This window comes from Vibrio sp. AK197 (genome assembly GCF_053903115.1).
In genome coordinates, this window is sequence record NZ_CP096430.1 from 1,595,749 (window position 1) to 1,608,797 (window position 13,049).

14 protein-coding genes are annotated in these 13,049 nt (G+C 44.7%); 9 read left to right on the forward strand and 5 right to left on the reverse strand.

All coding sequences use genetic code 11. The features are described 5' to 3' along the window. Window position 1 precedes the first annotated feature (1 nt). From M1D72_RS14655 to M1D72_RS14670, 4 genes are all read left to right on the forward strand, one after another. Window positions 2–892 (forward strand): mechanosensitive ion channel family protein, encoded by an 891-nt coding sequence (locus M1D72_RS14655; RefSeq protein ID WP_456295647.1) that lies wholly within the window; start codon window positions 2–4, stop codon window positions 890–892. A 105-nt stretch (window positions 893–997) separates the two neighbouring features. Beyond that, window positions 998–1,588 carry a molybdenum cofactor guanylyltransferase MobA gene (mobA, locus tag M1D72_RS14660; RefSeq protein WP_456295648.1) on the forward strand — a complete coding sequence of 197 codons (591 nt, stop codon included), beginning with the start codon at window positions 998–1,000 and terminating at the stop codon, window positions 1,586–1,588. Further along, on the forward strand, window positions 1,581–3,341 hold the full coding sequence (locus tag M1D72_RS14665; protein WP_456295649.1) for a bifunctional molybdopterin-guanine dinucleotide biosynthesis adaptor protein MobB/molybdopterin molybdotransferase MoeA: 1,761 nt from the start codon (window positions 1,581–1,583) through the stop codon (window positions 3,339–3,341). The genes mobA and M1D72_RS14665 overlap by 8 nt, the downstream gene beginning before the upstream one ends. A 52-nt stretch (window positions 3,342–3,393) precedes the next feature. Next, window positions 3,394–3,660 (forward strand): DUF2960 domain-containing protein, encoded by a 267-nt coding sequence (locus M1D72_RS14670; protein ID WP_456295650.1) that lies wholly within the window; start codon window positions 3,394–3,396, stop codon window positions 3,658–3,660. A 65-nt stretch (window positions 3,661–3,725) separates the two neighbouring features. Here M1D72_RS14670 and nagK read toward each other — a convergent pair whose 3' ends face one another. Continuing rightward, complete coding sequence (nagK, locus tag M1D72_RS14675; RefSeq protein ID WP_456295651.1) at window positions 3,726–4,646, reverse strand: N-acetylglucosamine kinase; 921 nt, start codon at window positions 4,644–4,646, stop codon at window positions 3,726–3,728. Window positions 4,647–4,820: 174 nt separating this feature from the next. Beyond that, window positions 4,821–5,558, reverse strand: a complete 738-nt coding sequence (locus M1D72_RS14680; RefSeq protein ID WP_390189897.1) for a tRNA-uridine aminocarboxypropyltransferase — start codon at window positions 5,556–5,558, stop codon at window positions 4,821–4,823. 109 nt (window positions 5,559–5,667) lie between these two features. Here M1D72_RS14680 and M1D72_RS14685 point away from each other — a divergent pair, with 109 nt between their 5' ends. Next, a complete protein-coding gene (locus tag M1D72_RS14685) occupies window positions 5,668–6,429 on the forward strand; it encodes a sterol desaturase family protein (RefSeq protein WP_456297401.1) in 762 nt (253 codons plus the stop codon). Window positions 6,430–6,435: 6 nt separating this feature from the next. Here the strand turns inward: M1D72_RS14685 and M1D72_RS14690 are convergent, their stop codons facing one another. Then, entirely contained in the window at window positions 6,436–8,469 is a 2,034-nt protein-coding gene (locus tag M1D72_RS14690; protein WP_456295652.1) for a methyl-accepting chemotaxis protein, read from the reverse strand. Window positions 8,470–8,532: 63 nt separating this feature from the next. Here M1D72_RS14690 and M1D72_RS14695 point away from each other — a divergent pair, with 63 nt between their 5' ends. Beyond that, entirely contained in the window at window positions 8,533–9,078 is a 546-nt protein-coding gene (locus M1D72_RS14695; RefSeq protein ID WP_456297402.1) for an NlpC/P60 family protein, read from the forward strand. A gap of 4 nt (window positions 9,079–9,082) precedes the next feature. Here M1D72_RS14695 and M1D72_RS14700 read toward each other — a convergent pair whose 3' ends face one another. Next, the gene (locus M1D72_RS14700) at window positions 9,083–9,427 is read right to left on the reverse strand and encodes a DUF3802 family protein (protein WP_390189893.1); all 345 of its coding nucleotides are present in this window, start codon (window positions 9,425–9,427) and stop codon (window positions 9,083–9,085) included. Between the two features lie 294 nt (window positions 9,428–9,721). Here M1D72_RS14700 and M1D72_RS14705 point away from each other — a divergent pair, with 294 nt between their 5' ends. After that, a complete protein-coding gene (locus tag M1D72_RS14705) occupies window positions 9,722–10,588 on the forward strand; it encodes a fructosamine kinase family protein (RefSeq protein WP_456295653.1) in 867 nt (288 codons plus the stop codon). Window positions 10,589–10,700: 112 nt separating this feature from the next. Next, window positions 10,701–10,904 (forward strand): CPXCG motif-containing cysteine-rich protein, encoded by a 204-nt coding sequence (locus tag M1D72_RS14710; protein WP_456295654.1) that lies wholly within the window; start codon window positions 10,701–10,703, stop codon window positions 10,902–10,904. A gap of 11 nt (window positions 10,905–10,915) precedes the next feature. Here M1D72_RS14710 and M1D72_RS14715 read toward each other — a convergent pair whose 3' ends face one another. Further along, window positions 10,916–11,527 (reverse strand): riboflavin synthase subunit alpha, encoded by a 612-nt coding sequence (locus M1D72_RS14715; protein ID WP_390189887.1) that lies wholly within the window; start codon window positions 11,525–11,527, stop codon window positions 10,916–10,918. Between the two features lie 121 nt (window positions 11,528–11,648). Between M1D72_RS14715 and M1D72_RS14720 the strand changes: the two genes are divergently transcribed. After that, window positions 11,649–13,019 (forward strand): MATE family efflux transporter, encoded by a 1,371-nt coding sequence (locus M1D72_RS14720; protein WP_456295655.1) that lies wholly within the window; start codon window positions 11,649–11,651, stop codon window positions 13,017–13,019. Window positions 13,020–13,049 lie beyond the last annotated feature (30 nt).

Sequence of the window (13,049 nt, forward strand, 5' to 3'; positions counted from 1 at the left end):
TATGTTTCGATTGATTGTTTTGATTTTTTTTACATCTATTTCTTGCAGCGTTGTGGCGGAAGATGATCTCGCTAGCGTGACAAACCTTCAACAAATTGCCAGTTTGATACGTTGGAGCGGCGTGCTGTTTTCGATGTTAATCGTTGCTGGCACCTGGTTACTGCTTAAATTCATTGCTTCTCTTGTTGACAACATCGGCGGTCAATTTGTTCAATACCGAATGTTGCTACAGAAGCTGCAATCGTTTTTGCAGTTTTTTATCTATATGTCCGCCGGGATTCTGGTCTTTATGCTGAGCTTTCGAATTAATGATCAAATACTGGCATTGATTGGCGGTACCCTTGCGGTGTCGGTCGGCTTTGCGTTGAAAGATTTAGCGGCCTCATTTATTGCAGGGATGACGGTGATGGTTGACCGCCCTTTTCAGGTTGGTGACCGCGTGACCTTTGAAGGCAACTACGGCGATATTACGGCAATTGGTTTGCGCTCGGTGCGCATGCGGACGTTAACTGACGATATTATTACTATTCCAAACAACAAGTTTCTAAATGAAGTTACCGTCAGTGGTAATTATGGCGCCTTGGACATGCAAGTTGTCATTCCGTTTTTCGTCGGTCTTGATGAAGACATCACATTAGCGCGAGACTTAATTCAAGAAGCGGCTTCATCTAGTCGTTACGTGCACCTTCCTAAGCCTGTCACCGTGCTGGTCAAACAAACAATGGCAGATAACTATCTGGCGATACAATTAACGTGTAAAGCATACGTTGTGGATACGGTGTATGAGAAACTGTTTGAAACCGATATAACACTGCGCGTGATGAGTGAGTTTCGAAAACATGACATCAAGCCACCTCGAATTGCGCTCTATCAACAAGGTTCGATTGAGTAAACCTTAGTCAATCGCTCGAAAAAAAGGGGTCAGCGCAAACTCAATTCGCGATTCTCATGATAGTCTGAACAATCATGAGCCATGATAATGCGATGAGAGCGATAAATGATTGATACACAAACTACATCTTGGGTCATTTTGTCGGGCGGGCAAGCGACTCGAATGGGTGGACAAGACAAGGGGCTTATAGAGTTTAACGGTAAACCGCTTATCGAGCATGTTATGACACGCCTGTCGTTACAGCATCACGATATCTACATCAATGCCAACCGCCACCAAGAACACTATCAGCGTTATGCGCCGGTATTTTGTGATTCACTGGCGAACTATGCAGGTCCTTTAGGGGGGATTCACGCAGCATTGAGTCAGCTTAGCAAACAATGGATTGGCTTTGTTCCGTGTGATAGCCCATATCTACCAGAAGATCTTGTGTCTCGATTATGTGCCAGTGTAACAGCGGCTACCGATTTAGTAGTGGCGCACGACGGTCAATATCCACAACCTGTTTTTACACTCATGCATCGCCGTACCTTACCAAACTTAGAGGCATTTTTAGCCAGTGGCGAAAGAAAAATGCAACGCTTCCATCAAAAAGTAAACACTGAGTACGTCGACTTTAGTGATTCTCCCAATGCGTTTATCAATTTGAATACACCGCAACAATTGACCGAATTAGGACAAAACAAAAATGAATAATTACCCTATCCCCGTATTGGGTTTCGCTGCGTATTCTGGAACGGGTAAAACCACATTGCTCGAAGCGCTGATTCCTTTGTTGACACAACAGGGTTTACGGCTTGGTGTACTAAAGCATGCTCACCATGAGTTTGACGTCGACAAACCGGGTAAAGACAGTTATCGACTGCGTAAAGCTGGCGCAACTCAGATGCTCGTTGCATCACATCAACGCCATGTGATGATGACTGAAACACCAGAGCGCGAAGCGGACTTTGACGATTTACTGAGTCGATTTGATCACCATCAACTCGACCTAATCTTGGTGGAAGGATGTAAAAATATCGCTTTTGATAAAATTGAACTGCATCGCGACGCCGTCGGCAAACCTTGGCTTCATCCTTATGATGACAATATCATTGCCATCGCCTGCGATCAGAAACCTATTTCAACCACACTTCCGATTCTTGATATTAATGATTTGCCTTCAATCGCACAGTATGTGTTGCGATATGTGAATCAGCTTAATTCCACGCGTAACGCGCAAGAACAAGCCATACAAGGGCTTTCCGTTATCCAAGGGGTAAACACCATTCTTGAGCGCATAACAACAATGAAAGCCACTGAAGTCAGCCAGCTTCATGAAATTGATAATCGAATAATCTCTCGTAATATTAGCTCTCCCATAGCCAGCCCCCACTATACTCAAGCCGCGATTGATGGTTATGCGATTAGTTATCAGAGCGCAGAAAACTCTCAGTTTCGAGTTTTTGAACATCTGTTCGCGGGCAATAAAATGGAACGTACTTTACAGCTTGGTGAAGCGGTTAAAATAATGACCGGTGCACCGATGCCAGATGGCGCGGATTGTGTGATTGCTCTTGAGGACGTGCAAAGCACAAGTGACGGCGTCACTATTAATCTCGACGCTGTTACACCTGGGCAAAACATCCGTTATCGTGGAGAAGAGCTACAATGTGGCCAGCTGGTGTATGAATCGGGACAACGGCTAACCTCAACGCACATCGGCCTTCTTGCTTCTTTAGGGATCACAGAGTGTGAAGTCTATCGCTCGCTTCGAGTTGGCGTATTTTCTACAGGTGATGAAGTTCAGTCACCCGGTTTGCCCCTGCGCTCCGCCGCCATTTATGACGCCAATCGCTATGTACTGTTAGACAATTTGCAACGTTTGGGCTGTTTGGTTGATGATTTAGGTGTTTTACCTGACGACCCTACGGAAATTGGAGAGGCATTAACCAGCGCTGCTGTGCAATGCGATGTTCTACTTGGTTCAGGTGGCGTTTCATTCGGTGAAGCCGATTACGTAAAAAGTGCACTGGAGCAGTTAGAGGTCGGCCATATTGATTTTTGGCGAATCAACATGCATCCAGGCCGGCCAATGGCTTTTGGCCACATTGGCGCTCGCCCCTTCTTTGGTCTACCAGGTAACCCTGTTGCTGCTACTGTTGGTTTTCTCCAATTCGTTGAACCTGCGATTCGAAAGATGCAGGGGGAAGTGGATTGGATACCACTGAAAACCCGTGCATTTACTCTGCAGCGACTTAAATCAAAACTCGGTGTCACTGAATTTGTAGGCGCGGTATATCGGCTAACAAATAACGGCGAACTTGAGGTTGAACAGGTATTATCACAAGATACTCGAGCGCTGTATGCCTTAAGCCAAGCTAACTGCCTGATTGAAATACCAGAGCATATAGAGCAAATCAATCGCGGAGAACACGTGACAATCATCCCTCTACAAGGCAGAATCTAGCCAAATTTTAGTCCGGCGATTTTTATCCGCCTTTTAAACGTAGAGAATAGCCATGGCGCGTACGATTATTTATGAGTACAAAGGTGAAGAAAAAACATTAACCTTCTCATATCAGCAATTTCACTCAATCCATGAAGCGGTGGCTGACGCCGAAGGAATTGATATTTCAAACTATTTGAAGATGGAGCAGCAAATCGAAGCGGTATCTGACACCAAAGCAGTACGGAATTATCGTGACAACCACTTTGCTAAGCTCGGTTTTGGAAAAATCACGCTAAAACCCAAAGACAATATTGGTATTGGACAAAAGAAGCCGTAACTCACATCGAAAAGGCTCGCATCTAGCGAGCCTTTTCCTTTCTGCATTACGGTAAAATACAGCGCTTAGCCTTGGTGGATATTCAAAAATGCCGCGCCGCGTACACCACCTGAATCGCCATGTTTTGCTTTGACGAATTTTGGTGCTTTCGCAACGGATAATAGGTACTTAGGCAACCTCTTTGGTAGCTCTTCATAAATTAAATCAAAGTTAGACAGCCCACCACCAAGCACAACAACATGTGGGTCGATCGCCGTCAGCATACTGCCTAAACACGTCGCGAGAAGCTCCATGAATTTATCGACAAACTCGAGCGCATTATTTTCACCTTGTTGGTAGTCAGCGATGATATCGATGGCTTTTTTGGGTGTTTGATAATAGTGTTGATAAAGCTGTTCAAACCCCCTTCCCGATAAGTAATTATCTAAACACCCCTGTTTATCACAGCCACATGAAAACAAAGGCGCTTGTCCGCTATCCCCCAACAAGAACCAAGCATCAATAGGTAAACGTTGGTGACCTAATTCACCCGCGACGTTGTTACGTCCAGAAAATACTTCACCGCCGATCACCAACCCGCCACCGAATCCAGTTCCTAGAATCAATCCCAGTACCGATGGTGACGATTGCAGACTTTCATCCCAGGCTTCGGAAAGCGCAAAACAGTTGGCATCATTTTCAATCTTGACGGGGCGATCAATCAAAGCTTCAAGATCAGATTTTAAAGGTTTTCCTTTTGCTGCTGGAACATTTACCGTAAGAACTTTGCCGGTATCCGCATCCTCCATACCTGGTAGACCCAGACCAACGGTGCCTTTTGTCGCAAACTGCTGATCGTATTTTTTTACCAGTTCAGATAAGGTCGTCACTAACTTTTCATAATCTTCGGTTGGCGTAGGAACTCGTTCGGTTGCAACACGCTCTAATTGCGCGTTAAATGCACCAAATTCGATTTTTGTGCCACCTACATCAAAGCCGTAATACATGCATGCTCTCCCAGAAAATCATGTTTCAATAAAAGTAAAAATCAACAAATTGAACGCATTATCTACTAGAGCTACGCCTACATACCGTGACCAAAAGCGAATTTATTTCCTAGTTGATGAGGTTATAAACAGCAATAGGTCACCAATTATGATTTGTTCGACTCATTTCTCGTTTTAGCCTTGCATTTTTACATGCTTTTTATAGCTATCTAAGCAACTATCACGCAGCTCAATATTACTTTTGATTCGCGTTTTACTGAGCATATAGGACTCACGAAATACATCAAACCACAAAGACAGGGTTTTCGACGTAAAATCATCACCTAATTCGCGGATAACAATAGAAGCCACCTCAGCAGTCGACAAATGATTGTCTTTACTTGCTTTGCGCATTAAATACTGAGAGACCACTGTCGGCTCAACAGAAATGACCGGTAAGGAATGTAAATACTCAGAGCGGCGGAAAATGCGCTTCGCTTCGCGCCAACTGCCATCGATAAAAATAAGCAGTGGGGTTTTATTGCTTTTTGTATAGTTTGTCAGAGACAAAAGCCGTTCTGGCTGATCAACGTATTCTTCGGGAAAGACTACCATCGGCTCAAAACGTGGGTCCTCAAGGAGTGCTAACATTTGCGAATTTGGTTCGGTGCGATGCCATTGAAACGCGTAAGTTTCAGAAACAGTATCAGCAATCAGTCGCCCGGTGTTGCTCGGTTTTAGAATTTCGTTATCAGATAAAATCAGCAGTACCGCAAAGTCAGTTTCAATGTCGGGCTGCCATTGACAAATACAGTGTTGCTGTACTATTTGGCAGGCAGAGCAACGCATGACCTTGCCCCCTCGTGCGTTAAAGGGTTTCGTTGATTGAGACAGACGCTGTTGATACAAGCGGTGGAAGTTATGGGTTCTCATCACATTGGCGAATTAGTGGAAATCGCGGACGATTGTACTTACAGTTGGCATAGTTGCAACTGAGGGTTAGGAATAAAGCGTGGCCGAATCAAGTGTTTTGCGGTTGTTCATGTTTGTCGGTGTCTTCATCGTCTGTGCGATGTGGGAGTTTTATGCTCCGCGGCGAGCGCTTTCACTGACGCGCTGGTTACGTTGGACGAATAACTTAGGATTGGTTGGGTTCAATACGCTGAGCGTCATGCTGCTTATGCCTTTGGTTGCCGTGGATGTTGCTATGTTGATTGAGCGATCTAATCTTGGTCTCATGCACTGGCTGGGCTTACCCCTGTGGTTGAATATATTTATTGCTGTGGTGATACTCGACCTCGCGATATATGGACAGCACGTTCTATTTCACTTTGTGCCCTGGTTATGGCGTCTGCATCGCGTTCATCATGCCGATCAAGATATCGACGTCACGACTGGCGTACGTTTTCATGTATTGGAAATTGTACTGTCACTTTTTTATAAAATAACCCTCGTGGCAGTATTAGGCGTTTCGGTTTGGGGAGTGATCGTATTTGAAACCCTACTCAATGCCAGCGCGATGTTTAACCACAGTAATGGGCGCTTATCGAATTCATGGGACGCTGCGCTGCGCAGGTATATTGTCACCCCAGACATGCATCGTGTTCATCACTCCACACGACCTCAGGAAACTCACTCTAATTTCGGCTTTTGCTTGTCGATTTGGGATAGGTTTTTTCACACCTATGTCGCTCAGCCAAAATGTGGCCATCAGGATATGCAAATTGGCCTTCCTATATTTCGTGTTCCACGCGAGCAGCGGGTTGATTACATGTTAACGCAACCATTTAGACGTCCCAAATGATAACCATTAACCCAAGCGATACTTATTCAGCATGCTCTGCTGATGGCCAGCGCTACTTGCTACCTGCTGCGCACTTTCTACCATTGCATCAAGTTGCAATTTAGTGTTATCGCTTTGCTCTGATATATGAGTGATAGAACCGCTGACGTCTGCCGTCGCTCTCTCTTGCTGCTCTGTGGCAACAGTAATTTGTTCGACTCGAGCACGAATTTGATCAACGGATGATCGGATTTGCTCAAACGCCTGTTGCATCGACTCACTGGACTGCTGGACGTAACGCATCTCTTCGCGAGAGCTTTGCACTGATGAGCGTGAACGATGGGCTGAGGCAATCAATTCATTCATACGGGTTCGAATACTATTGGTTTGCTGTGATGTATCTTGTGCTAATTTTCTCACTTCATCGGCAACGACGGCAAATCCTCGTCCTTGCTCTCCCGCCCTAGCCGCTTCAATGGCGGCGTTTAACGCGAGCAAATTGGTATTTTCGGCAATACCGGAAATCATATCGACCATACCACCAATTTGTTTTACGCGCTCATCCAACTCTGTCATGGCGTGTTCATTGCTATTCATAGACAGTTCTAAGTCACGCATGCGTTGGTGGCTATCTTGAACCGCTTGCGCCCCTGATTGGGTGTGACTAACAGCCCGCTGAGCAACGTGATGACAATCATTGGTCACCGATGAAATTTCGCGAATAGACGCTTCTAATTCGGTGACCGTTGATACCATGTTCGCCAGAGATTGATTTTGATTGTCTAATGCGAGGTTGCTACGTTCAGCAGCTTGATGACTAACTTCGGCACTTTGATAAAGATGATTAGAATGGGTAGTAACAATACGTAAAGAGTCAGCGATAGAACGTCCGAGTTCGCCCAGTTGCTGAGTAATTAATCGCAACTCTTTTGGCCCAGCGTAATGCGGTTGGTGCGTAAAATCATTGCCAACCAAGCTTTGCAGGTAGTCGCGAATGGTGACCAGTCCACGATTAATCCAGCGGCGTAATAATAACCAAGCGGCGACAATTAAGACAACCAAAACGCCGCCACTTATCATCAGCACACTGCGAATAGTGAGCATGGTGTTTTCAACCACATTTTGGCTTGTCACAATCATTTGATTAGCTGTGCTTGAAATCTCGCTGAGCGTTTCTATGGTTTGATTGGCAAGTTTAACCGCTTGTTCAAGTTCCAATTTTTGCTGTTGAACTAGAGTTAACTTGGTCATTATCTGCTTTAAAACACCATTTTCAGAAAACCCTGACATTACCATTTCATAGGGCGCCGTTAAGCTAGCGAAGTCATTGATATCCGTATGAAGTTGCGCGTAATCATCATACGCCAACTCAATGCCAGACAGACGTGTTTTAAGCTCTTTGTATTGTTGCTCAGCCTTTATGATATCCGTTTGCATCAACATCATTAGAAAAGTGCTTTCCATCGATGTCGCACCCGCTGAAAAGCGGTTGGCAGCATCGATAGACTGAGGGTCCTCATTGGACAAAAAGGAACTAATACGTGTCATTTCAGGTCCAATCGAACTGATACCGTAGCGAAAACTCTGAACTTGCTCATCGATTGTCGTTTGCATATCCAGCAATCGACTTTGCGCTGACAAAATTGAGTCGGTAATGTTAAAAAGCTGCTGAATTCTGGTTTTTAAAGCTTGTTGCTGCTCATCGGTCACTGTGCCTTGATGAGCGTCTGAGATCTCAAAAACCTGCTGGCTTTGAGCATCAATTCTTTGTTGAAGGTCATCGACACTGGTTTGAATGGATTTCAGTTGCTGCTCGGATGCCACTTGGGAGCCGTAATTTAGCTGCTTAACCAGTTGCAAAACAGTTTGTGTTAAATCAGCATTACGCAGTGCTAGAGGCAAAGCGTTTTTCGATAAAAATGAGAACTCACCTTCAATACGGCTGACGCTCTTAACGCTCGTTACTGACAACAACGCGACAAATATGGTAATGGTGATAAATAACACACTGATGGTTTGCAGTAGTGATAAATTCCATTTGGTGTGGTTTTTCAGACTCATAACAACAAAAGCTCAATCCAAAGTTTATTGGTTATGAGTTTATGGAGAAACTATTTCAGTAATATGTCATTTCATCGATTGATAAAAGCTGCCGTTTTGCCGTTTGTTGGTTTGGCTTTGCTGAGCGGATGTGCCAGCCAACCTGAAGTCAGCGACTTTAAACCTGCAGTAAAACAACCCACACGTCCATCAACAACGGAGTCTGCAAGCCAAGGACAGCGTGAGAAAATTCTCAACTCATTTCTGCATGTTTTTAATCGCTGGGAAGGGGCGCCGTATCAGTTTGGTGGTACGACAAAAAGTGGCGTCGATTGCTCAGCATTTGTTCAAATCGCGTTTCGTGACGCGACACAAACCCAGTTACCAAGAACCACCTATTCTCAAGTTCAGGTAGGTAAGCAGTTAGACTTTAGTCAGGCGCAGCCCGGAGATTTGGTCTTTTTTAAACCGTCGAGAAGTTCACGCCACGTTGGCGTGTATCTAGGAAATAAACAGTTTATGCACGCCTCGCAGTCTAAAGGCGTTATTATCTCTCGCCTCGACAACCCCTATTGGGCTTCTACGTTTTGGCAATTTCGACGAGTATTAACACCGCCCAGCACGCATTAAACCGTTAGTCGTAGGTTGCTACTGCAGAATCGAATAAGTTTTTTACTAAGGCGATGTATTCATCAAGAAACAAAATTTGTCCATTTGTTGCAGGTTTACCCCACACGCCAGCTAGGACTTCGCCTAAATCCTCAACAACCATATCTGCTTCTTTCAATAGCTGAAAACGAACACTAGAGTGCAACTCAGGATTTTGTTCAAAAATTGCCATGATGTTACTAGCCACCATGTCGGTTACTACATCTTCTACGCTCTCTTTACCAATATCGCCATCATCAGAAGCAAATATCTCTAAGTTGAACGCTAAGTGTTCGATTAATGCAAGATAACCATCGGTCTCTACAACCACACTTTCTCTCCATCTATTGATAAGGTCGTTTATAATCCTGTTCTAATACTAATTGATTAAAAATAAATTTCATAACATTCGGTGACTTCTGAGCAATATTTTCTACATTGCCCTCAATTCAGCTTGCCAGATGTCCTGCGGTAAAATAGTTTCCACTGATGACAGCATAGCGTCTCTCGCATCGAGTTTAACTGAGTTTTTACTAGAAGTTTGAACGGCACTAAACTCTAAACGGTAATTGTTGATAAACTGTTCTACACTCTAACCCAGAAGATATTCTTCGCAGGAGTAACTATGTGGCAAGCGATTTCGCAGCAACTCTCTGAGACACTGCTTTTTGATTATCAAATTATCGAAAAACAGAAAATTCATGGTGGCGATATCAGCGAGTGTTACATGATCAGTGATACTCGTCAGCGCTATTTTATCAAAGTAAACAGCCGAGACTGCCTGCACAACTTTGAACTCGAAGCCGAAAACATCGCGCTACTTCGCCAAACCAACACGGTATTTGTCCCTGAACTTGTTCATTTGGGGTACACGAAAGATCACGCCTTTTTAGTGCTTAACTACCTTCCCACAACGCCTTTAGATGATGCCGCCAATAGCTATAAGTTTGGCGAACAATTGGCGAAACTTCATACATGGGGCGATCAAAAAGAGTATGGCCTAGATGACGACAACTATATTGGTGTAATGCTTCAACCCAATAAGTGGGATAAAAAGTGGTCACGATTCTTTGCCGAACAGCGCATCGGTTGGCAATTGCAGCTCATGCGAGAAAAAGGCATCGAGTTAGTTAACATCGCAGAGTTTACTCACTTAATACAAGACTTACTGAGTAACCACACACCGCGCCCTGCTCTGCTTCATGGTGATTTGTGGCATGGGAATAGTGCGGTATGTGCTGTGGGTCCGATGTGTTATGACCCTGCCTGTTACTGGGGCGATCGCGAGTGTGATATCGCAATGACTGAGCTGTTTGGTGGCTTTCAGCCTGAATTTTATCAGGGTTATGAAAGTATTGCTCCCCTGCCCAATGATTACCCTCAACGTAAAGACATTTATAACCTTTATCATATTCTTAATCATTACAATCATTTCGGTGGGCATTACTTGGAACAGTGCCAAAAGATGATTGATGAGATTCTGGCTTATTAAGTGCCTAGTGATCACCTGGTTTGATAAGCATCGATGTTAATTTATGCTCGTCAGTCTCGAATTCGATATACACTAAAAGTGAGCGTTTTGATTGAGTAGGAGCCGTAACTACATGGATGATTTAATGGAAAAGTTAGTGAAGTGCCCGCATTGTGGGCACTCTATTGCCATCACATTGGATGCCTCGAATGGCAGTCACGAATATTACGATGACTGCCCGGCATGCTGTAACCCGATTCACTTTCACTTAATGATCAATGAACAACGCGACAGCTTCGACCTGTTCATTGACGCAGACGACGAACAGATTTTTTAGGTTGAACGTGCTTACATCTCTCGAGCTGCGAGCACGCGCTCTACTGTGTTAACAATCGCTTGAGTTTGTGGATCAAATTCAACGTTCACTTTATCGGTGACTTGTTTAGATCCAAATAAAGTGCGCTGCATGGTCTCAGGAATCAAATGGACACAGAAACGGTTGTCGGAGACTTGTCCAATCGTCAAAGAGCACCCATCAAGTCCAATATACCCCTTATCTAAAACGTATTTCATTTGCTCGACAGGAAGTTCAAACCAGATAGTTCGATTGTTTGGCGTATCGATAATCTCTACGATCTCTGCGGTTTGAGCAATATGCCCAGACATACTGTGCCCACCAATCTCGTCGCCAAATTTCGCTGCGCGTTCAATATTAACGTCATCACCTGCTTTCAATAATCCCAGATTAGTCGTTGCAAGAGTCGCTTGCATTAAGTCAAAAGAGACTCTGTTCTCATTCACTTGCGTCACGGTTAGACAGCATCCGTTGTGTGCCACTGACGCCCCTATTTCCAAGCCTTCAACCATCGGCTCAGTCATCTCTAAGACATGAGTTTGAAACGATTCTTTTTTGTCGATGGCGATCACTTTCGCCATTCCCATAACGATTCCAGTAAACACAGTGAAATTCTCCAAATTTTACGTAGAGCTTAGGGTTATATTTCTTTATTATGCGTGTCAATGGTAACAGAGATTACCTATCACGTCGCCAATCGGCCGACGTCTATTTTGGAGTGTATCAGTGCAACTGTATAAAGAAGAAACCTCAACGCTGGTGAAGTTGGCGACACCAGTATTGATCGCGTCCATAGCCCAAACGGGAATGGGATTTGTCGATACTGTCATGGCCGGCGGCGTAAGCGCAACCGACATGGCCGCCGTTTCGGTTGCGAGCAGTGTATGGCTTCCGACCATCTTGTTTGGCATGGGACTGCTGATGGCCTTAGTCCCCATTATTGCCCAACTCAATGGTTCCGGACGTCAAGGCAAAATATCATTTGAAATTCAGCAAGGCATTTGGCTTTCTGCCATCGTCACTGTGCCGACTGTATTGATTCTGATGCAAACCCAGACTTTTTTGCGATGGATGGATATCGAAACCTTAATGGCAGATAAAACCATCGGTTATATGCATGCCATGTTGTTTGCAGTTCCTGCGTTTTTACTCTTTCAAACACTGCGCAGTTTCACCGACGGTATGTCTTTAACTAAGCCAGCAATGATCATCGGGTTTGCAGGGCTGTTATTAAACATCCCACTGAACTGGATTTTTGTGTATGGCAAATTTGGGGCGCCTGCACTTGGAGGGGTTGGCTGTGGTGTGGCAACGATGATTGTCTATTGGTCAATGTTTCTGATGTTGCTGTTTTACGTTTTAACCTCTAAGCGCATCGCCCATATTGCGTTGTTTAGCCAATTTCACAAACCCGACGGCAGAGCGTTATTCCGGTTATTTAAACTTGGGTTTCCCGTTGCCGCAGCATTATTTTTTGAAGTCACCTTGTTTGCGGTGATTGCACTGATGATTGCCCCGCTTGGTCCAACGACGGTGGCAGCACATCAAATTGCGATTAACTTCTCGTCATTGATCTTTATGTTACCAATGAGCATCGGCGCTGCAGTGAGTATTCGTGTTGGTCATCGGCTCGGAGAAAACAATACGCATGGTGCGATGGTTTCAACGCACGTCGCGATGGGATTAGGCATTAGTACTGCGGTTGTGACTGCTATTTTTACTGCGGTATTCAGAGAACCCGTTTCACTTATTTACACTGAAAATCGCTCAGTGATTGAACTGGCCATGCAGCTGCTTTTGTTATCGGCTATTTATCAGGTCACCGATTCGATTCAAGTAATTGCTGCAGGTGCATTACGCGGCTATAAAGACATGTCTGCGATATTCACGCGTACTTTCTTTGCCTATTGGATTCTTGGCGTTCCTTGCGGCTATATTCTGGGTATGACTGATTGGGTCGTCGAACCAATGGGCGCCGTTGGTTTTTGGGTTGGTATTATCGTGGGTCTCTCTTCTGCCGCGCTATTTCTTGGTTTGAGGTTACATTGGCTACATCGCCAAAGCCATGAAACCTTGTTAACTTTCGCAGCTCGATAAACTCCCCCCTAAAGACCAGCATTCGCTGGT

Bases quoted from the DNA above. Each gene is read 5' to 3' on its own strand.
- M1D72_RS14655 (WP_456295647.1), top strand. From the start codon at position 2: ATGTTTCGATTGATTGTTTTGATTTTTTTTACATCTATTTCTTGCAGC.
- mobA (WP_456295648.1), top strand. From the start codon at position 998: ATGATTGATACACAAACTACATCTTGGGTCATTTTGTCGGGCGGGCAA.
- M1D72_RS14665 (WP_456295649.1), top strand. From the start codon at position 1,581: ATGAATAATTACCCTATCCCCGTATTGGGTTTCGCTGCGTATTCTGGA.
- M1D72_RS14670 (WP_456295650.1), top strand. From the start codon at position 3,394: ATGGCGCGTACGATTATTTATGAGTACAAAGGTGAAGAAAAAACATTA.
- nagK (WP_456295651.1), bottom strand. From the start codon at position 4,646: ATGTATTACGGCTTTGATGTAGGTGGCACAAAAATCGAATTTGGTGCA.
- M1D72_RS14680 (WP_390189897.1), bottom strand. From the start codon at position 5,558: ATGAGAACCCATAACTTCCACCGCTTGTATCAACAGCGTCTGTCTCAA.
- M1D72_RS14685 (WP_456297401.1), top strand. From the start codon at position 5,668: ATGTTTGTCGGTGTCTTCATCGTCTGTGCGATGTGGGAGTTTTATGCT.
- M1D72_RS14690 (WP_456295652.1), bottom strand. From the start codon at position 8,469: ATGAGTCTGAAAAACCACACCAAATGGAATTTATCACTACTGCAAACC.
- M1D72_RS14695 (WP_456297402.1), top strand. From the start codon at position 8,533: ATGTCATTTCATCGATTGATAAAAGCTGCCGTTTTGCCGTTTGTTGGT.
- M1D72_RS14705 (WP_456295653.1), top strand. From the start codon at position 9,722: ATGTGGCAAGCGATTTCGCAGCAACTCTCTGAGACACTGCTTTTTGAT.
- M1D72_RS14710 (WP_456295654.1), top strand. From the start codon at position 10,701: ATGGATGATTTAATGGAAAAGTTAGTGAAGTGCCCGCATTGTGGGCAC.